At 57.5% G+C, this 19897-nt stretch carries 15 protein-coding genes; 10 read left to right on the top strand and 5 right to left on the bottom strand.

The genetic code is table 11. The features are described 5' to 3' along the window. Positions 1 to 520 precede the first annotated feature (520 nt). Both V6N02_RS22085 and pdxR read right to left on the bottom strand, forming a co-directional pair. Positions 521 to 2071 carry a sulfatase-like hydrolase/transferase gene (locus tag V6N02_RS22085; protein ID WP_371229813.1) on the bottom strand — a complete coding sequence of 517 codons (1551 nt, stop codon included), beginning with the start codon at positions 2069 to 2071 and terminating at the stop codon, positions 521 to 523. Between the two features lie 57 nt (positions 2072 to 2128). Continuing rightward, positions 2129 to 3619 carry a MocR-like pyridoxine biosynthesis transcription factor PdxR gene (gene pdxR, locus V6N02_RS22080; RefSeq protein WP_371229810.1) on the bottom strand — a complete coding sequence of 497 codons (1491 nt, stop codon included), beginning with the start codon at positions 3617 to 3619 and terminating at the stop codon, positions 2129 to 2131. A gap of 127 nt (positions 3620 to 3746) precedes the next feature. Here pdxR and V6N02_RS22075 point away from each other — a divergent pair, with 127 nt between their 5' ends. Both V6N02_RS22075 and V6N02_RS22070 read left to right on the top strand, forming a co-directional pair. Beyond that, positions 3747 to 5057, top strand: coding sequence for a uroporphyrinogen decarboxylase family protein (locus V6N02_RS22075; protein WP_371229807.1), 1311 nt, complete (start codon positions 3747 to 3749; stop codon positions 5055 to 5057). 18 nt (positions 5058 to 5075) lie between these two features. Next, positions 5076 to 6113, top strand: coding sequence for a GlxA family transcriptional regulator (locus V6N02_RS22070; RefSeq protein ID WP_371229804.1), 1038 nt, complete (start codon positions 5076 to 5078; stop codon positions 6111 to 6113). Here the strand turns inward: V6N02_RS22070 and V6N02_RS22065 are convergent. After that, positions 6086 to 7030: a LysR family transcriptional regulator gene (locus tag V6N02_RS22065; protein WP_371229802.1), complete on the bottom strand. Its 945-nt coding sequence runs from the start codon at positions 7028 to 7030 to the stop codon at positions 6086 to 6088. The genes V6N02_RS22070 and V6N02_RS22065 overlap by 28 nt on opposite strands. Before the next feature lie 219 nt (positions 7031 to 7249). Here V6N02_RS22065 and V6N02_RS22060 point away from each other — a divergent pair, with 219 nt between their 5' ends. From V6N02_RS22060 to V6N02_RS22025, 8 genes are all read left to right on the top strand, one after another. Then, positions 7250 to 8278 carry a TRAP transporter substrate-binding protein gene (locus V6N02_RS22060; RefSeq protein ID WP_371229800.1) on the top strand — a complete coding sequence of 343 codons (1029 nt, stop codon included), beginning with the start codon at positions 7250 to 7252 and terminating at the stop codon, positions 8276 to 8278. Between the two features lie 32 nt (positions 8279 to 8310). Beyond that, positions 8311 to 8898, top strand: a complete 588-nt coding sequence (locus V6N02_RS22055; RefSeq protein WP_371229797.1) for a TRAP transporter small permease subunit — start codon at positions 8311 to 8313, stop codon at positions 8896 to 8898. A gap of 6 nt (positions 8899 to 8904) precedes the next feature. Next, positions 8905 to 10263: a TRAP transporter large permease gene (locus tag V6N02_RS22050; protein ID WP_371229794.1), complete on the top strand. Its 1359-nt coding sequence runs from the start codon at positions 8905 to 8907 to the stop codon at positions 10261 to 10263. A 41-nt stretch (positions 10264 to 10304) separates the two neighbouring features. Beyond that, a complete protein-coding gene (gene gabT / locus V6N02_RS22045) occupies positions 10305 to 11591 on the top strand; it encodes a 4-aminobutyrate--2-oxoglutarate transaminase (RefSeq protein ID WP_371229791.1) in 1287 nt (428 codons plus the stop codon). A 27-nt stretch (positions 11592 to 11618) separates the two neighbouring features. Next, a complete protein-coding gene (locus V6N02_RS22040; RefSeq protein ID WP_371229788.1) occupies positions 11619 to 12743 on the top strand; it encodes a zinc-binding dehydrogenase in 1125 nt (374 codons plus the stop codon). A gap of 588 nt (positions 12744 to 13331) precedes the next feature. Beyond that, positions 13332 to 14321 carry a putative 2-aminoethylphosphonate ABC transporter substrate-binding protein gene (locus tag V6N02_RS22035; protein WP_371229785.1) on the top strand — a complete coding sequence of 330 codons (990 nt, stop codon included), beginning with the start codon at positions 13332 to 13334 and terminating at the stop codon, positions 14319 to 14321. Between the two features lie 88 nt (positions 14322 to 14409). Next, complete coding sequence (locus V6N02_RS22030; RefSeq protein ID WP_371229782.1) at positions 14410 to 15561, top strand: putative 2-aminoethylphosphonate ABC transporter ATP-binding protein; 1152 nt, start codon at positions 14410 to 14412, stop codon at positions 15559 to 15561. After that, on the top strand, positions 15558 to 17573 hold the full coding sequence (locus tag V6N02_RS22025) for a putative 2-aminoethylphosphonate ABC transporter permease subunit (protein WP_371229779.1): 2016 nt from the start codon (positions 15558 to 15560) through the stop codon (positions 17571 to 17573). Before V6N02_RS22030 ends, V6N02_RS22025 begins: the two co-directional genes overlap by 4 nt. Positions 17574 to 17857: 284 nt before the next feature. Here V6N02_RS22025 and V6N02_RS22020 read toward each other — a convergent pair whose 3' ends face one another. Beyond that, a complete protein-coding gene (locus tag V6N02_RS22020) occupies positions 17858 to 18718 on the bottom strand; it encodes an EamA family transporter (RefSeq protein ID WP_371229776.1) in 861 nt (286 codons plus the stop codon). 67 nt (positions 18719 to 18785) lie between these two features. Beyond that, the gene (locus V6N02_RS22015) at positions 18786 to 19658 is read right to left on the bottom strand and encodes a LysR substrate-binding domain-containing protein (RefSeq protein ID WP_371229773.1); all 873 of its coding nucleotides are present in this window, start codon (positions 19656 to 19658) and stop codon (positions 18786 to 18788) included. Positions 19659 to 19897 lie beyond the last annotated feature (239 nt).

Genomic DNA, 19897 nt, shown 5'->3' with positions numbered 1-19897 from the left:
CAACCCAGGGCGCGGCCAAGCAGGTGGGCGGCAACGTGGTGATCGACACCGGGGGCGGCAATTCCATCACGCTCAATGGCGTGAAAATCAGCGATCTGGACAGCTCGGATTTTATCTTCTGAGGCTTCCCCTCCATTGGCGGTCACGACAGGCCGCCAATGGAACGCATCAGCCCCGCGCAGTAGATGCATCCCAAGAATTCCAGTAAGCTCTTTTCGAACATCAGGACCGTGAAGCTCGGTGCCGCCTGACTTTACGTGGCGCTGATAGAACGGGCGAACGGGAGGAATGGGCCGCCCTTAACGATGAGGTAATCTTTGGTTCAGTTGTATTCGGGACCGCATTAAAGGCCCCCGGTCGACTTAAGCTGAGCCGATCTGCTTAGGTAGATGCATACCAGCATAGAAGGGCCGCATCTTTTCTGCCAACACAAGACAAGGATCGCGCAACTTATCTTCAAAATAGGGCGCTGGCAGTGGTGTTTTGTAGCCAATGACCGGCTTCAAACCTTACGCAGGTTCTAGCCCACTGATGGCGGTATACGCTTGGCATGCCGAGCGCCCTCCGGGGTGATGAAGTCCAAAGACAAGGTATGGTCCATATATTGCATGCGATGCTGTAGCATCTGGCGCGTCAAACGGTAGAGATCGGCGGCGAAGTTCGGGTCTGCCGCGACGTTCTTCATTTCTCCGTCGCCATGAGCGTCAAACAAGACAGGCGGCAAATCGGACGCGAACTCGACAAGCGTAAAGCGGTCCTCGCGAAGGATTCCAAGGCAAGAGTTGCTGGTCGAGGTTCCAAGAGTCGTTTGCCAGATCGAAGGGGCTTCGGGATTGCCAAAATCGAGTTCGGAAAAAGAATATGTGCGCCAATCGTCAGGGGCTTTCCCCAGAAGGAATGGCATCAAGGATCGCCCGTCCATGGAATTGGGAATTTCCTGACCGACCCAATCGAGGATTGTCGGGGTCAAATCAATTGACTCGGTGGGGTGGTCCACGCTGGTTCCTGCGGCGTCACCTGCCAGCTGAGGCAAACGGATGATCAGAGGCGTGCGATAGGCTGCGTCGTAGATCGACATCTTGCCCCAGGCATATCTGTCGCCCAGCATTTCACCGTGATCGGCGGTGACCACTATCATCGTGTTGTCATATTGCCCGCTGTCTTTCAGAAACTCGATCACGCGCCCGATGTGATGATCCACCTCTGTCGCCAGACCCAGATAGATCGCCCGGAGGGTCTGGATGTTGTCATCCGTCGGCTCCAGATCGGGGAAGCCTTCCACCACGTCAGCCGGTGTTGCGCGGGCCAGGGTGGGGCCAAAGAAGGGATGCTGTGCGATTTCCTCCTCCGGTGAACCCAGTCTGGACGGCAAGGGCAGTGTCGCCGGGTCGTACATCCTGTTGTAAGGCGCAGGTGCAACAAGTGGGGGATGGGGGCGAATATAAGTCAAATGCGCAAACCAGTTCTGATCGCTGGATGCGCGCATATGGTCGAGGAACGCGTCGGTCAGAAAGGCGGTGTCGCTGTCTTCCGCCGCATAAACAGCGGGGTCATTCAACGCGGGCACCCCGCCGGTCGGCGATACGGGTTTGAACAAGTCGTAATAGTCTTCAAAACTGTAACCGCGGTTATTGAGATGGGCCCGCCAAGGGAAAGACGTGGCAAAGCGCATCTCGACAACCTCGTGAAAGCCGGTCATCGGATGTTCATAGGTCTTGAGCGCCGGATCGTCCTTGTCATGCACCCGGGGGTCCTGGGACGTATCGGTGTAGCCAAACAGCATGGGCGTATACCCGGCCTTGCGCATTTCGGTCGCGATGTTCGGGGTATCGTGGCGCAGCGGTGTCCCGTTTCGGACCGACCTGTGGTTCATGGCATATTGCCCGGTCAGGATAGACGCACGTGAGGGCCCGCAAGGATTGGTGACCGAGACATGATTGGTGAACGTCACGCTGCCTTGCATCAGCGCGCGCAGGTTGGGCAGCTGGACATATTCCGCTAGTGCACCCGTCACGCAATCGGCGCGCAATTGATCAATGACGATGAAAAGGACATTACGTGTTTCAGGCATTGAGGAATCCATGCGTTAGGCTTGCCCCGAATGCATACGAGCGCGCAGCCAGCATTTTCAAGAGAGCGGGGTGCGTTTTTCCAACGTTTGCGACAATCGTTTCACAAGCTTTGGAATCTGCCGCTCACTGGCCCCGGAAAATCCCAGAACAAGAGCGGGGCGATTGAGGGGGGTGACCGAATACACGGACAAGGGCAGAGATTCTATGCCCTCTTCCAGCAAGGCGCGATGGGCGGCCTGATCATCCACACCCTGGTGCAACCACGCCAGCATATGCATGCCCGCATCGGTGATCTGGGGGGTCAGAAGGCCCGAGCACTCGGTTGAGAGGCTGTCAAACAAGACATCCCGACGGTCGCGATAGGCCCGGCGCATCTTTCGGATATGTTCGACAAACCGCCCGTCATCCATGAAGTCGGCCATGGCCTGTTCCACCACCGCCGACGTGCTTTGCCCCAGCAGGTTCTTGGCCTTGGCAAAAGCGTCGGACAGCCCGTGTGGCACAACGATGTAACCCAGCCGCATGGCCGCAAACATGGATTTGGAAAACGTGCCGACGTAAAACACCCGCCGTTCCCGATCAAGCGCGCTGAGCGCAGGCAGGGGCCGCCCCCGATAGCGGAATTCACTGTCGTAATCGTCTTCGATGATCCAGGCATCGTTGTCCTTGGCATATTGCAGCAGGGCCAGACGGCGAGACAGGCTCATGGTGACGCCAAGGGGTTGTTGATGCGAGGGGGTGGTGAAAATCGCCTTGGGTTTGGGATGTTCGCGGGCCGCATGGCGAATATCCATCCCTTCGCCATCTATCGGGACAGGGGCAACATTTGCGCCCATGATCTGCATCACATCCCGTCCGGCGATATGGCCGGGGTTCTCGTACCAGACGGTATCCCTCCGGTTCAGCAGCACAAAAGCGATCAGCACAAAGGCCTGTTGTGCCCCCGAGGTGATGACAATCTCCTCGGCATCAACCTGCATGCCGCGGGCATCTGTCAGGTGCCGTGCGATAGCGGCGCGCAAGGCTTTGCTGCCGATAACATCGCCGTAACTCAGGTTCTGGCGCGTGTCTTTCTGCGCAGCCTCGGAGGTGTATTTCATCCACAGTTTCAATGGAAAAAGGTCAAGCGCGGGCACGCCGGGGCGGAACGGGGCCGTCGCACCATGCCGAACGCTGGCCTTTGAGGACAGGATCGGGGTGGCATGATCGGGAAGGTCGATCTGAGGCGTGTTGATTGCTCTGAACGGGGCGCGGACCTTGGGGGCCGTTTCCAGGGCCAGGCCTGCGGTCACAAAGGTGCCCGAGCCTGTTTTGGCGTTCAGATATCCTTCGGCAATCAGCTGTTCATAAACCGATTTGATCGTGATGCGGGACACGCCGAGTTCCGAGGCCAGGTCGCGTGTCGAGGGCAGTTTTCGCGAGGAGGGAAGCGTTCCGTCCAGGATCAGACGGCGCAGTGCCGTCTCGATCTGGCGGTAGATCGGAACCGGGCTGTTTCGATCCACGTCAAACCCGTGCAGCAGGACAGCTCCGACATGTTTGGGCAAAGGGCGCACTCCAAATGGATATAAAGATTTTGTCCAAATGGGTATATTCCGCAGGTCCACTTGTAAATAACCATGATGATCGTCCGGGCCTGCCGGGCGTGTGATCTGACAAGAACGGTGAGACAGAATGACCAGGATCGAAGACTATGCCTTCCCCAAGGGGCTGCATCTTTTGCAACGTTGGCAAGCGGGTGACGAGAACGCCAAAGAGGAAATGACACGGCTCTTCGATGCGGCCATCGCCGGGGCGTTCGACGAGAATTTCAAGCGGCTCGCCCCCGCGAACGAGGTGCATTCAACCGCATCGGTGCATATGTTGGGGCTGGCACTGCTGCATGATCTTTATGGCATCGAGTCGCATGAGTATTACCACGAGGACCCTTATCGCTATGCGCGGGCCAACCTTGCCGTCAGCAGGCTTTTGGGGATCTCCAAATTCTACATGACCTGGGCGCTTTATGCCTGGACCTGCGAACCGCTGGGCCAGACGATGATGTACCCGGACAAGTTTCCGCCGGGGGCCGATCCAGACGCCATTCTGATTACCAAAGAGACTTGGCGCGATCTGAAGACACCGGATTTCACCACCGGCGTTCCCAAGGCCATCGACAATATCCTTATGGCCACGCAGAAATTGACCGGGGCCGCCCCAACCCTGCAAATATCTGCGCCCTATAGCCTGGCGGCGGATATTTATGGGCAAGAGCCCCTGCTGGCCGATGTGGTCAATGACCCGGACGAGGTGAACGCACTCTTGGACCATCTGGGCGATGCGGTTCTGGGGCCGTGGATGGACCATCATTTTGAGCTGTTTCCCGACGGATGGGTCGAATTGTCGGATGCGTCGGGGTCGCCTTTTTTCATCGGGCCGGACAACTGCATGGGCATGTCGATCCGATCCATTCGGCACATGCTGCGGGACAAGCCTTATGCCGACCGGGTGTTCGACAACAATTACCGCGGGGATTTCGTGGCCGAGGTGCGCAAAAAGGGGCGCGCGGCGCGGCGACGGGGGGCCATCAAGGAAGGCGCCTCGACGGCAGATCGCGCCAAGCTGTTGCAGCTGACCGAGGCCAAGGTCAGCGTGAACCCGGTGTTCATCATGCGTCTTGAGGCCGACAAGGTGGATATCTCGTTCTATGAAGAACAGGCCATCGCGCGGAACATGCCCCTGACCGTCGGCATCGGATCGCCCGAGATTGACCGCAACAGCATCGAAGACCTGGACGCAACCAAAGCCGAAACGGCGGCCAAGGCGCGCTCGTTTGTGGATGCGATCAAGCGCGTTTGTCAGGCGGTTGATCTGCCCGAAGACAATCATGTGGGGCAGTCCTGGCCCAGCCATATCTATTTTGAGGACGTGAATGGCCAGTCTCAGTTCGAGCTTGTCGAGCTGATCCTGAACGAGATCTATGACGATCCGGTGATTGAGCGCTAGGCGCGGGGTGGTCGGGTCATGAATACGCCTCTCGTGTCCTGCAAGCCATCCGCCAGCACCCTTGCGGCGACGCGGGTCATGCTGTTGCTGGTAGATGGGGTGTCTCTGACCACGGTGTCCTCAACGCTCGAGCCTTTTCAGCTGGCCAATAGGTATATGAGGCGGATCGCCTTTGACGTTCAACTGGTGTCGCTGGATGGCAGGGACCCAACCACGCAGGCGGGCATACCGATCCCCTGTCAGGCGGCCTCGGGGGATGTGTTGGGGGCCTGCGATATGTCCGGGCGACCCGACTTGGTCATACTGTGTTGTGGCCAATCGGTGGACGGCCCGTCGCAAACCTTGTTGCAGAGATTTGTCAGGAAACTGTTCCGTGCCAGCATCCCCGTCTTCGCCCTGGGCGCGGCCTGCGAGGTGATTGCCGGCACCGGGATACTGAAAACCCGGACATGTGCAGCGCATTGGAAAAGCCTGGCCTCGTTGGGGGAACGGTTTCCGGACCTGCAGTTTGACAACGTGCTGTTTGCATCCGACGGCCGGTTCACAAGCTGCGCCGGAGAATTGGCGGCGTTTGATCTGATCGTTGATTTCATCGAACAGGTCTGCGGTGCAAGGATCGCCGGAGAAATATGTAATCACTTTCTGGCCTGCGGAAAGCGCAGCGGAGAGACCCGGCAATATCTGGGCGCTGACGCGCTGATCTGCGAGGATGAGAGGTTTCAGAAGGCCCTAAGCATCATGGTCGACAATATCGAAACACCGATCACAACCGCGGAGCTTGCCAATCGGCTGGGCCTGTCCACGCGGCAGGTTGAACGGATTTTTGCCAAGAACGGATTTCAGTCGCCCCTGAAATACTATGTCCGTTTGCGATTGAACCGCGCACGCCAACTGGTCGAGCAGACCAAGATGCCGTTGATTGAAATTGCGCTGTCCTGTGGCTTTGAAAGCCAGACGAATTTCAGCAAGAACTACAAACGCGCCTTCGGGAAAACGCCGTATGCCAGCCGTGTCCGAACCGCGCGCCCTCAGACACAATCATCTTCGGGCAGCTGAACGTAATAGTTTTCGGCGCTTTTCTCGGATTTCAGCGTTTCGCGACAGACATTTGCAAATGTTTCGATCAGCTTTGTGGGGATCGAGCGATTTGTAAACGCCAGCCCGTATTGTGGCGTTGGCACATTATCACTCAGCGGAACATAGACCAGTTCGCTGCCATCATAGGCGCGCTCGTTCACCGGGCGCATGATCAGGATCGCATAGCCTTCTCCAGCCCCCACAAGGCTGCGGACCAGTTCGTAAGATTTGGCCTGATGTTTGATCCTGGGGGTCAGATCGGCCTGGGAAAACAGCGAAAGAAAGAACTGTTGGGTGATCGGCAGGTTTAGGGCAACCATGTCTTTGTCGGCCAGTTGCGCCAGTGAAATCGAGCTTTGCTTGGCCATGGGATCATCCTTGGACAGCAACACATAGGGCGGCGCCTCGATCAGAGTTTCAAATTCGATGCCGGGGCTGGGATGCATGTTGTAGGTGAGGGCAACGTCGATCCTGCCTTGGGTTAGCATGTGATTGATTTCGTCCAGGTCGGCCTCGTGCACCTGAAGGGAGATATCGAATCCCCGTTCCCGCAATCCCCGCAGGATGATCGGGATGATAAAGGCAGCGGTGGGCAGGAAACACCCGACCTGAATCACCCCTTTGAGCGTCTGTCGCAGGTTGCGTGCGTCATCATCAAACTCCTGGGCGTTCTCAAGCAAGAGCCGCGCCCGCGCAATAAAACGCCGTCCCACCGGGGACAGGACCACGCGATGCGGCCGTTCGCGGATAAAGAGTTTCAGCTGGTATTCTTCCTCAACCTTTTGAATTGCAGCACTAATTGCCGGTTGCGAGATTGCCAGATTTTCAGCCGCCGCCGAGATGCTGCCGTAATCGGCCACCGCGACGATGTAGGACAGTTGGCGGAAGGGGACCATTATAAGAAAACCTGAGATTGATTGATATTATAATACTATTTTACATGCATAAGCCAACGCGTTCAACTTGCCGGAAGAGTTCTGATCGCTTTCCGTTTGCCTTTGGAGGGGCGCATGGACGGCGTGAGGAACCACCGTCGATATCGGGAGGGATGTCATACGGTTGTTAAAATGACGCGCGAAAAAGCCGTCGATCTATTAAACCTGGGAGGTAAAATCATGAAATCAACACATCTTGCAACGGCTGTAGCTGCTGCTTTCATTGCAGGTGCGGCCCCGGCTGTGGCTGAGAAACTGGATGTTGCCAGTACGTTTGGCACCAACAACCTTCTCGGACAGATGGGTGTGAAATTTGCCGAGAATGTCGCGATTGCGACGGGTGGCGAATTGGAGCTTGAACTGGCCGAGCCTGGCGATCTGGTGCCGACGCTTGAGGTCTTCGACTCGGTCGCGTCCGGCGCGATTGATGCCGGGTGGGACTGGATGGGATACTGGTCGGGCACGGTGCCGGTGGCACAGTTCTATGGCGGCCTGCCTTTTGGCCCGACATCCGAAGTCTCGTCCTCATGGATGTGGAACGGGGGTGGCATCGAGATTATCCGCCGCGAATATGCCAAGCATGGTGTGATGGTATTCCCATGCTTTATCGAGCCACAGGAAACTGCAGGTTGGTATCGTGAAGAAATCACTGGCCCCGAAAGCTATGACGGGATGAAAATCCGTATCTCGGGCCTCGGCGCGAAAGTACTGACCAAACTGGGGGCGTCAACGCAGCTGGTACCGGGCGGCGAAACCTTCCTGGCACTGGAGCGGGGCCGCGTGGATGCGGCCGACTTTGCCATCCCGACCGTGGACGAGGCGATGGGGTTCTATGAAATCGCCAAATACAATTACTTCCCCGGGTGGCACCAATCGGCCAGCTGGTTCTCGTTTATCATGAACAAGGATATGTATGACAGCTGGAGCGATGAGCGTAAGGCCCAGATGCACATGGCCTGTCAGGCAACGATCCAGTACACGTTCAACCGTCTGCCCGCCGAGCAGATGGACGTGATTGCCCGCATGGCAGAGAAGGGCGCAATCACCAAGCGTCTGCCGGACAGCGTGATGGAACGTCTGCGCGAAGCCTGGGCCGAAGTTCTGGCCGAAGAGATGGCGGCAAAGCCGGTCGTGAAAGAGATGTATGAATCTCTGCAGGCGCATCAGGCCAAAGTGGACGCCTGGAACGATCTGCAAAGCCTCGACTAAGCACACCTGACGACCAGCACGGAGGCCAACCAGTGACACGCGCTTTGGTAAGTTTTGCCCGGATGATCGAACGCATTGGGCGTTGGTTGGGCGAAATCACCAGCTGGCTGGCACTGGGAACACTGGTCTCCGTACTGGTTGCGGTTATCGCCAGCGCATTGCGCGCGAATGTGATGCTGGACTGGGGGGTGGATATCCCCCTGTTCGGCGACAATCTGACAGTCAATGACGTGATTGACTTGGAATGGCATTTCTTTGCGATCATGGTCATGATCGGGGGTGCCTATGCCTATTTGGATGACAAGCATGTGCGATCTGACCTGATTTATGCCGGGCTGTCTGACCGAAAAAAGAAATGGGTTGATACGCTTGGGGATGTGTTTTTGATGCTGCCCTTTGCCGCTGTCATGTGCTGGTTGTCGATCGGTTTTGTCATGCGCTCGTACAATTCGTCCGAAGGGTCGGATTATGGCGGGATGCTGGACCGGTTCCTGATCAAATCCACCATCCCAATCGGATTTGCGATCCTGTTTCTGGTTATTTTGGCGCGGGTCATCCGGCGGTTGCTGGATGATGAACTGGCGGCAAGCACATATTCCAACACTGACGAAAGCGTGTAACGCATTATGGAATTTCTCGTCGAATACAGTTGGGCGATTGCGATGATTGTTGCCCTTGTGGTGGGGGTGTTCACCGGCTATCCGGTGGCGTTTCTGCTATGCGGGCTGGGCATTGTCTTTGCCATTCTGTCGGGCATCCCACTGAAATTCATGGGCACGGTGGTGTCCAAAATCTACGCGGGCACTTTGTCGAACTGGCTGCTTCTGGCGGCGCCACTTTTCATATTCATGGGGCTGATGCTGGACAAATCCGGCCTCGCCGAGCGTCTTCTCCTAACGCTTGAGCGGCTCTGTGGACGGCTGCCCGGCGGGTTGGCGTTATCCGTTGCGCTGCTCGGCATTATCATGGCGGCAAGCACCGGGATCGTCGGCGCGTCGGTCATGCTGCTGGGGGTCATCGCGCTGCCGGTGATGATCCGGCAGGGCTATGACCCGCAATTTGCCACCGGGGTGACCGCGGCCTGTGGCACGTTGGGCATTCTGATCCCACCCAGCATCATGCTGGTCTTTATGGGGGCGATCCTGCAGGTCTCGATCGGGGGGTTGTTCAAGGCCGCCTTCATCCCCGGCCTGCTGTTGGGATCGGTCTATATTCTCTACATTCTGGGCGTGGGTATCCTTGCCCCGCATCGCGCGCCGGTGCCGGATCGCAGCGAGATTGACAAGATTGCACAGAAACAGGGTCATCTGATCGTCGAGCTGTTGGTGAACCTTGTCGGCCCCCTGTTTCTGATCGCGGCTGTTCTGGGATCAATCATGATCGGCCTGGCCACCCCGACCGAGGCGGCGGGTATTGGCGCCGGTGGTGCCCTGTGCCTGGCGCTGATCGCGCGCAAGCTGAACTATGGGGTCATGCGCGATGTGGTGCGCGACACCTCAAAAACCACGGCCATGGTGATCTTCGTGATGATCGGTGCGGCCTGTTTCAGCGCGGTGTTCAAGCGTCTGGGCGGCGACGACATGATCGAGGAATTGTTCATCGGCACAGGCTTTGGGCCTTATGGGCTGTTGATCCTGATGATGGCGCTCATCTTTGTCATGGGCTTCTTTCTGGAATGGATCGAGATCAGCTTTATCGTTCTGCCCCTGTTTGCGCCCATCGTCACCTCGCTTGATTTCGGGTTCGACGCGACGCGGCCGGAAATGCTGATCTGGTTTGCGGTTCTGGCGGCGGTGAACATGCAGACCTCGTTTATCACGCCGCCCTTCGGCTATTCGCTCTTCTACCTGCGCGGGGTGGCGCCGCCCGGCGTCACGATCAAGACGATTTACCGGTCGTCCATCCCGTTCGTGGTGCTGCAACTGATCTGCCTGACCGCCCTTGTCATCTTTCCCGACATTGTCTTGTGGCTGACCCGGCTGTGATGCCGGACGCCCCCTGCACATTCTTCCTCAAGAGGCCTAAAATGACGACCAACCAAGAGATAGAAACCAGACGTGACAACGCGGTGGCCCGCGCCATTGCCTATTCATCGACCTTTGTGGCGGACCGGGCCGAAAACGCCGAGGTCTGGGATGTAGAGGGCAAACGCTATATTGATTTCTGCGGCGGGATTGGCTGTCAGAACGTAGGTCACCGCCACGACCACGTTATCTCGGCCATCAAAGATCAGTTGGACAGCCTGACCCACACCTGTTTCCAGGTGACCCCTTATGAAAGCTACATTGCCCTGGCCGAGCGTCTGAACGCGCTGTTGCCCGGCGATTTTGCCAAGAAATCCCTGTTCTTTTCCGCAGGGGGGGAAGCGGTTGAAAACGCGGTCAAGATTGCCCGCTATCACACCGGTCGCCCGGCCCTGATCACCTTTACCAATGGCTATCACGGACGATCCTATATGGGTATGGCGCTAAGCGCGCGGATGGTGCCGTTCAAGCAGGGGTTCCGGCCCTTCCCGACCGAGATTTACCGCCTACCTTTCCCGGATGACTTCCACGGTGTCAGCCTGGAGGACACGAAACGCGCCTTTGAGACCTTGTTCCGCAGCGATTGCCCCCCCGATCAGATCGCCGCGATCTTCTTTGAGCCGGTGCAGGGGGAGGGCGGATACAACATCGCCACGCCCGAATTCCTCGGCTATCTGCGCGCGCTGTGTGACGAACATGGCATTGTCCTGGTGGCCGATGAAATCCAGACCGGGATGGGCCGCACCGGCAAGCTGTTTGCGATGGAGCATTTCGGCATTTCGCCCGATCTGACCTGCATCGGCAAAAGCATCGGGGGCGGCTTGCCCATTTCGGGCATTGTCGGGCGCGCTGATATCATTGACGCGGTCCCCCCGGGCGGGCTGGGCGGCACGTTTGGCGGCAACCCGATTGCCTGCGCGGCGGCCCTGGCCGTGTTGGATGTGATCGAGGGCGAAGGCCTGTTGCAACGCGGGTTGGAGATGGGTCAGCTGATTGATGCGCGTCTTCGCAAGATGGCGCAGCGCAACGGGTTTCACTGCATCGGTGATGTCCGGGCGCTGGGCTGTATGAACGCCATCGAAATCGTGGCCGACCGCGACAACCGCGACCCCGACGGTGATCTGACCGCGAAGATTGCGTCAATCGCTCTGAAGAAGGGGTTGATCCTGATCACCGCCGGGCCTGCCCGAAATGTGATCCGGTTGCTTGTGCCCCTGTCGGCCTCAAACGAGTTGGTCGAAGAGGGCTTGGATATTCTGGAAAACGTTGTGGAAGAGGCATTGGCCTGATCGCGGGGTCAGGACAGGAGACACCCTATGAAAATCAAGGCCGCCGTACTGAGACGATCCGATCATCCCCGGCCCTATGCGGACAGCAAACCCCTGTGCATCGAGGAAATCGAGCTGGACCCACCGCAGCATCGCGAGGTGTTGGTGCAGATCAAGGCGGTTGGGCTGTGCCACTCTGATCTGGTGGCCATCAATGGCGAACGGGGCAAGCCGATGCCCATTGTCATTGGCCATGAGGCCGCAGGAATAGTGGTTGAACTGGGCGATGGTGTGACCGGTTTCGAGGTCGGCGACCATGTGGTGCCGTCCTATGTGGCAAGTTGCGGCCATTGCGAAATGTGCGGTGTCGGGCGGCCTGCCCTGTGCGAACCGGCGACGGTGTCGAACGCGGCCGCCGTTTTGCGCGACGGCACGACCCGGCTGCACAAGGATGGCGAACGCATCCATCATCATTCCGGCGTGGCCGGATTTGCCGAGTATGCCGTCTTGCCGATGGAAGCTTTGGTCAAAATCGACAAGGATATCCCTTTCGAGCACGCTGCCTTGTTTGGCTGTGGGGTCGTCACCGGCGTTGGGGCCGTGGTGAACACATCCGACCTGAAAGCCGGAGAAAGCGTGGCCGTGGTCGGCCTTGGGGGTGTCGGACTGAGTGCGTTGCTGGCGGCGCGTGCCGCAGGGGCTGGCAAGATCGTGGCCATAGATCTCAGCGACGACAAACTGGCCATGGCAAGCGACATGGGCGCGCATCTGGTGATGAACGCAGCCGATCCGAATTGCGTGCAGACGATACTGGAGGCAACCTCGGGGGGTGTGCATGTCGCGGTGGAAACGGCCGGATCGCCACGCGCCTTGTCGATGGCCTATGACGTCACCCGCCGTGGCGGCACGACAGTGACAGCAGGGATGCCCGGACCGGAGGCAGAGGTCACGTTTTCTCACCTGAGCATTGCCGCGCAGGAACGGACCCTGAAGGGGTCTTACATGGGCAGCTGTGTGCCCAAGCGTGACATCCCGCTCTATATGGCGATGTTCAAGGGAGGCACCTTGCCGGTCGACCGCCTTTTGACCCGCACAATCGGGTTTGATGACCTGAACGCCGCGATGGATCGACTGGACGACGCCGTGACCGTGCGAGAAGTGTTGGTTCCCTGACATCTCAGGATACGCTTTGTGGCGGGATGTGCCCTGTCTATCACATAGCATCAAGCACGCGCGGTTTCGCATCCCCTCAGGGGCTCCGCGCGTCTAGGGCCGAAGCCGATTCAGTTCCTTCAACCGGTCTGCCTCCTCTCACCAAGACAAAATACTCGGCGGAAGCCTGTTTGCGCACCTCTTACGATCCAGAGGCGCGCGTGATCGAAAGCAGATAAGACCAGTTCTTAGCAGGCAATATCGGTGGAAATCTCCGGGGATTTTCTACAGATGCGCACAGAAAGCGAGAAGATGGGTTGTCGCGGGTGACAAAGTTCGGCGTGTACGAGACATCTCATGACCAGCGCCGTGTAACAGGCAACAAATCCATGGACCATCACATCAATGCTATTCCGGCGCGTTTGCTGGGAAAATATCTATCTATAGGGGAATTCTATCATTCTACAGGCAATAACGATTTTTCTTTTAGGAATTTTCTGCCAAACTTTATAAATTCACCAGACGCAGGCCAGGGTTTAATATGCCAAACCTCGAGCCTGCCAATTAACAGGAGGAAGAATGAAACTATTGAAATCATTGTTTGCGACAGTGGCAATTGCCGCTCTGGCAAACAGCGCGGCCGCTGAAACTGAACTAACGGTTTACACGGCGGTGGAGGCTGAAGACCTTGCCCGCTACGCAGAGAAATTCAACGAAGTTCACCCGGACATCAAGATTAACTGGGTGCGGGATTCGACCGGTATCGTGACCGCCAAGCTTCTGGCCGAGCGGGAAAATCCGCAGGCGGATGTTGTCTGGGGGCTGGCGGCAACATCGCTGCTGCTCTTGAAATCCGAAGGCATGCTGGAGCCCTATGCGCCCGCAGGTGTAGAGAATCTGGATCCAAAATTCGTCGATGCCGGCGATCCGCCCAGCTGGGTTGGCATGGATGCCTGGGTGGCGTCGGTCTGCTACAACACGGTCGAGGCTGAAAAGAATGGTCTGACACCGCCAACATCATGGAAAGATCTCACTGACCCGATGTATGAGGGCCATGTGATCATGCCGAACCCGAACTCGTCGGGTACAGGCTTCCTGGATGTGTCGAGCTGGCTGCAGATGTTCGGAGAAGAAGGCGGCTGGGAATACATGGATGCGTTGCACAACAATATCGCACGTTACACCCATTCCGGCTCAAAGCCCTGTAAGCTTGCTGCTGCCGGTGAAATTCCGATTGGTATTTCGTTTGCCTTCCGTGGCGCGAAGTCCAAGGCGGCGGGTGCTCCGCTGGAAATCATCGTGCCAAGCGAAGGTGTGGGCTGGGACATGGAAGCCACGGCGATTGTCGCCGGTACCGATGATCTCGAAGCTGCACAGAAGCTGGTCGATTTCTCGGTCACCCGCGAGGCCAACGAAATGTACAACGTCGGTTACGCGGTTGTCGCCATGCCTGGCGTCGCCAAGCCGGTGGAGCATTTCCCCGAAGGCCTGCTGGATGCGATGATCGACAACGATTTCGAATTCGCGGCCAACAACCGCGCGGCGATCCTCAAGGAATGGCAGAGCCGGTACGACGGCAAGTCGGAACCGAAAAACTAAATTTCCTCTGGACTTGGGAGGGCCGCTTGGCCCTCCTTTTTTCCGCGGGGAAGATACAGTCCCCGTGCAAGACTCAACTGACAATCTGATGACAAGGACGATCCCTGTGACCGAGGTGACCGAAACACCCGAATTGTATCTGAGCATTGATAACCTGTGGAAAGCCTTTGGTGAATTCCTCGCGCTCAAAGACATCTCTCTGGACATAAACGAGCGTGAATTCGTCTGCTTTCTTGGGCCCTCGGGTTGCGGTAAGACGACCTTGCTGCGCGCTATTGCCGGACTGGACCTGCAAACCAAGGGTACCGTGATGCAGGGCGGCAAGGATGTGTCGAACCTGCCACCATCCGAACGGGATTTTGGGATCGTGTTCCAATCCTACGCACTCTTTCCCAACCTGACGATTGAAAAGAACATCGCCTTTGGCCTGGAGAATACCGGGCGCAGTAAGTCCGAGATCGCGGTGCGGGTGGCCGAACTTCTGGCACTGGTCGGGCTGCCGGAGCAGGGGGCGAAATATCCGGCGCAATTGTCGGGCGGTCAGCAACAGCGGATCGCGCTGGCACGTGCTATTGCCACCAATCCGGGCCTTCTTCTTCTGGACGAACCGCTGTCGGCGCTGGACGCCAAGGTGCGAGTGCATTTGCGCCACGAGATCAAGGAACTGCAGCGCAAGCTGGGCGTGACCACCGTCATGGTGACCCATGACCAGGAAGAGGCGCTGGCCATGGCGGACCGGATCGTGGTGATGAACCACGGGGTGATCGAACAGGTCGGATCGCCTACCGAGATTTACCGCCATCCCGCCAGCCTGTTCGTGGCCGATTTTATCGGCGAAATGAACCAGATCCCGGCGCAGGCGGGGGCACGTGATGCGGTTGTGATTGGTGGGTCGACGTTGAAATGTCAGGGTCACGCTTTTGCATCCGGCGAAAAGATCGTGGCGGCCATCCGCCCCGAGGATGTCATCCCCCATGGGGACGGCGCGCGTTCACCCGGGGCACCGGATGAAATCACCACGCCTGAAAACGCTTTCGAGGTCGAAGTGGCCGAGATGGAATTCCTGGGCTCGTTCTGGCGATGCCGGTTGCGGCACGAGATCTTTGGTGAGGGCGAACTGATCGCCGACTTCTCGATCAACGCGGTACGGCGGCTGGAGCTTGCGACCGGCAAGACCATGATGATTGAACTGCCCGAAGGCCGCCTGATGGCGTTCACACCCGCGGGAGAAGAAGGATGAGCGATATCAGCCTCGACAAGCTGCCCGAGGGACCGGTCATCAAGGGAAAACTCAGCCGGGATGATGTGATCATGCGGTTGGGGATGGTGGTGATCGCGCTCTACCTCGTCGTAACGCTGGCCTTTCCACTGTGGGCGATGCTGTCCAAAAGTTTTTCGACCTTTCAGTTCAATCTGGGCGCTTACGAGCTGCAGGTCAGTGACGAGGAAGGGAGTTATAGCGGCGAGATCCTGACACCTGCGGAGCTCAATGCCGAGATGCAGGTGTTGAGCGAAACAGATCTGATCGCCGGGTCCGACAGCCGCATGGGGCTGACGCAGTTCTTCCCCGATTTCAGCTTCCGCAGCTCGGTCATGTACCAGATCAGGAACACATCCGAGACCGGGCGTTTCCTGGTCGGCTCCGAGCTGAAAACCGGCACCGACTGGCTGGAGCTGGACAGCAATACTTTCCGCCGGGTGCAGATCAGGCCGGAAAAGTCCACGGGGATGGGGAACTTCATCAGCTATTTCTCGACCCCCGCGCTGTTTAACTCGATCAAGAACTCCTTGGTCATCGCGGTGATCAGCACCATCGTGACGGTCACGCTGGCCTTCTGGTTCGCCTATGCGCTCAATCGCAGCTGCATGCGGTTCAAAGGGTTCTTCCGACTGGTGGCCATGGCGCCCATTCTGGTGCCGTCGCTGTTGCCGGGGATCGCGCTTGTGTATCTCTTTGGCAATCAGGGGATGATCAAGGAGCTGCTTTTCGGCGCCAGCATCTATGGCCCCATCGGCATCGTGATCGGGTCTGTCTTTTTTACTTTCCCGCATGCGTTCATCATCATCTCAACCGCGCTGGCGATCTCGGACGCGCGGCTCTACGAGGCGGCGGCCAGCCTGCGGTCGACCCCCTGGCGGACCTTCTGGACGGTCACCATACCGGGTGCGCGTTATGGCCTGATCTCGGCGGCCTTCGTGGTCTTCAACCTGGTGATCACCGATTTTGGTCTGCCCAAAGTGATCGGCGGGCAGTTCAACGTGCTGGCGGTCGATATCTACAAGCAGGTGATCGGTCAGCAGAACTTCGAGATGGGCGCGGTGGTATCGGTCGTGCTGGTGATCCCGGCGATCCTTGCCTTTGCCATCGACCGGATGGTGCAGTCGAAACAGGTCGCGCTCTTGTCGGCGCGGTCGGTGCCCTATCAGCCCAATCCGAACCCCAAGAGCGACCGGATATTCCTGATCTATTGTCTTGTGGTGGCCTTCTTCATCATCGGCATACTGGCGGTTTGCCAGTTTGCGGCGCTGATCAAGTTCTGGCCCTATGACCTGAGCTTCAGTCTGACCAATTACGATTTCGACCGCATGGATGGCGGCGGTTGGGGGTCCTACTTCAACTCGATCAAGCTGGGGCTGTTCACGGCCGTGGCCGGGACATGCGTGGTGTTCTTCGGCGCATACCTGGTAGAGAAGTCCAACGGGTTCAAAACCGGTCGGGCGCTCTTCCAGATGTTTGCGATGCTGCCGATGGCCATTCCGGGCATGGTGCTGGGGTTGGCCTATATCTTCTTCTTCAACAACCCCTCGAACCCGCTCAACGCGATCTACGGAACGATGGCGATCCTTGTGATCTGCTCGGTGACGCACTTCTACACCGTGTCGCACCTGACCGCCGTCACGGCGCTCAAGCAGATGGACCGGGAATTCGAGAGCGTCTCGGCCTCGTTGAAACAGCCCACGCTGAAACTGTTCGGCCGGGTCACCGTGCCGGTCTGCCTGCCGGCAGTTCTGGACATCTCAATCTATCTCTTCGTCAACGCGATGACCACGGTCTCGGCGGTCGTGTTCCTCTATTCGCCACAAACAACACTGGCGTCGATCGCGGTGCTCAACATGGACGACGCAGGCGACATCGCCCCCGCAGCGGCCATGGGAATGATGATCTTCTACACCAACGCAGCCGCAAGAATCATCCACTTGCTGGTCTCAAAGGGTGTGCTGACCCGCACGCAGGCGTGGAGAACCCGCTAAGGCCGATCCAAATGGCTGCCCGCATGATAAAGTGATCGCCCCAAGGTGTTTCGTCTCGCATTCGAGGCGCCACCTGGGGCGACACGCGCGTCTCATCTGAACCTTGTGATGCATTTCGCGAAAACCTCTAGGTCAGGTTTCGCGGGACGCTTTTGGTTGCGGTGCCGTGTGCATCATTTGCAATCTGCATCGCTGGACGCCTGATGCATGAAAGGCGTCGGGAAAAAAGCACATCAAACGTATCGCCGCCGCACAGGATCGTGTGCCTGTACCAACCGCTTTGGTCAGCCGCTCAGGGCGATCACGACAATACCGAGTGCCAACAGCCCTGCCGCAAACAAACGCCGCAACATCGCCCCTTCGCGAAGGAATAGCCCACCCAGCAACACAGAGATAGGGATGGATGCCTGGCGCATGGATGTCACTGCGGCCACGTCACCGCCCAATTGGTAGGCGATCAAGATCAGGTAATAGGAGGAATAGGCAAGTACGCCGGGGAGAATGACATGCGCCCAGGAAAAACCGCCCGAGCGGGGCGTTGACAGGGTTGTGACGGGCTTTCGGCGCAGCCAAACTGCACCGTAGAAAAACACCAATGGCCCTTCGACAAAGACCACCAGAACCTGCGGTTCTATCGTGCGCATCGAACCTGCGTCAGCCAGCGAATAAATTCCCGTTCCACACATCGCCAGCAACGCCAGGGCAAGCGAACGCCGGTCATCCAGAATGCGCGAACCGCGCCGGTACAAAAGCAGGAAGCCCCCTGTGACAGCCATGGCGATGCCAAGCAACACGGTCCATGGATAGGTCTGTCCGAACAAAACAATACTGACCACCACGATAAACACCGGCGAACTTCGGATGATCGGATAGTAGGTCGACAAGTCGCCGCGTGACAGCGTTGCCGTCAGGCAGGTTCCATAGATGATCTGGCCGCATACGGATGCGGCGATCAGGGGCCAGGCCATCAGGGCGGCGCTGAAATCAACCCCGACAACCAGGCCGTGCGCAAGCGCGCACATGCCCATGGTCGCGGTCAATACCAGATACCCAAGCTGCGGATCCGGGTTTTTCTTGAGCAGGAGGTTCCAGAGCGGATGCATCACCGCTGACGTCAACACAAGCGCCACAATTACCAAGCCCATGTCGCGTCCTCTTTTCGTCAGCCGCTATAACAACACGACGGAAATGCTTTTGACTTTGGCACCCGGCTCACATTGTTTCGCCCGAGCCGAGCGCTATTTCACGAAACGCACGTATAAGCCGGACATCCCGTCGCTGACTGAGATAGACAATCGATTCATCCATATGAATGCTTGCCCCTTCCAGGGGCAATTTGCGAAAATGTGGTTCGCTGCCGAATTCCGCATCCGAGACAAACCCGATACCTGTTCCGGCAGCGACAATCGCGCGAACGGCCTCTCTCCCTTCGGCAATGATCGCGGGCTTAAGGGTAATCCCGACCTGCTGCGCTTTTTGTTCCAATGTCATGCGCGTCTTTGACCCGTTCTCGCGAAAAATGAGGGGATATTTCTGCAAATCACTCATCGAAAGTGTCTGCTTTCCCCCGGTGTCGAACGAATTTGCGCAAAACCCGAAGATTTCTGTGGACCCAAGACTGATGGACTCCATGTCTTTACCCGGGGTCAGACTGCCCAGCACTCCGATTTCGGCATCGTAGCTGCGCAATCTTGACACCACCTCTTCGGTATTGCCGGTCATCACTGAAATGGTGATCCTGGGAAACTTCTCTTGAAACGAGGAAAGAATATCCGCGATGTGATAGGCCGAGTCCGCGACGATCCTGAGCTCACCGGAAACGGCTGCGCTGGATTCACTCAGCAATTCCGCCATCTGCTGTTCGACTTCGAAATAGTGAAGCGAAATCTTTAACAATGCAGTGCCAGTTTCTGTCAGGGTTACCTTTTTGCGGTCACGCTGGAATAGCAAGACATCATAGGATTGTTCCAGGTTTCTTACCTGCTCTGAGATGGCGGGCTGCGTCAAATTCAGGGCTTCTGCCGCCGCGGAAAAACCGCCATGCAGGGCGACATGATGGAATGCTTTGAGTTGACTGTGTCGCACTGTTTGCCTCGCTTTCCATACTATAGAATAATTCTATTTATTTGTCGGATTAAACGATTTTACATATATGAATTACTCCTGCAATTCTAATTTTGAGATTTTCAGGAGTATGAAACCATGACCAAGTCCCCGTTACCTTCTCCACGATTGGGCGAGGCGTATTTGCTGACGCCTGGTCCGTTGACGACGTCTTATGAAGTTAAGGAGGCGATGTTGCGTGACTGGGGCAGTTGGGATGA

Source organism: Roseovarius conchicola (assembly GCF_041403425.1).
GTDB lineage: Bacteria > Pseudomonadota > Alphaproteobacteria > Rhodobacterales > Rhodobacteraceae > Roseovarius > Roseovarius conchicola.
This window is presented reverse-complemented; position numbering and strand designations above follow the sequence as displayed.

What these genes read in the sequence shown, in the direction of transcription:
- V6N02_RS22030 (WP_371229782.1), top strand. Translation starts at nt 14,410, where the DNA reads ATGACAAGGACGATCCCTGTGACCGAGGTGACCGAAACACCCGAATTG.
- V6N02_RS22070 (WP_371229804.1), top strand. Translation starts at nt 5,076, where the DNA reads ATGAATACGCCTCTCGTGTCCTGCAAGCCATCCGCCAGCACCCTTGCG.
- gabT (WP_371229791.1), top strand. Translation starts at nt 10,305, where the DNA reads ATGACGACCAACCAAGAGATAGAAACCAGACGTGACAACGCGGTGGCC.
- V6N02_RS22040 (WP_371229788.1), top strand. Translation starts at nt 11,619, where the DNA reads ATGAAAATCAAGGCCGCCGTACTGAGACGATCCGATCATCCCCGGCCC.
- V6N02_RS22020 (WP_371229776.1), bottom strand. Translation starts at nt 18,718, where the DNA reads ATGGGCTTGGTAATTGTGGCGCTTGTGTTGACGTCAGCGGTGATGCAT.
- V6N02_RS22050 (WP_371229794.1), top strand. Translation starts at nt 8,905, where the DNA reads ATGGAATTTCTCGTCGAATACAGTTGGGCGATTGCGATGATTGTTGCC.
- V6N02_RS22025 (WP_371229779.1), top strand. Translation starts at nt 15,558, where the DNA reads ATGAGCGATATCAGCCTCGACAAGCTGCCCGAGGGACCGGTCATCAAG.
- V6N02_RS22075 (WP_371229807.1), top strand. Translation starts at nt 3,747, where the DNA reads ATGACCAGGATCGAAGACTATGCCTTCCCCAAGGGGCTGCATCTTTTG.
- V6N02_RS22060 (WP_371229800.1), top strand. Translation starts at nt 7,250, where the DNA reads ATGAAATCAACACATCTTGCAACGGCTGTAGCTGCTGCTTTCATTGCA.
- V6N02_RS22085 (WP_371229813.1), bottom strand. Translation starts at nt 2,071, where the DNA reads ATGCCTGAAACACGTAATGTCCTTTTCATCGTCATTGATCAATTGCGC.
- V6N02_RS22065 (WP_371229802.1), bottom strand. Translation starts at nt 7,030, where the DNA reads ATGGTCCCCTTCCGCCAACTGTCCTACATCGTCGCGGTGGCCGATTAC.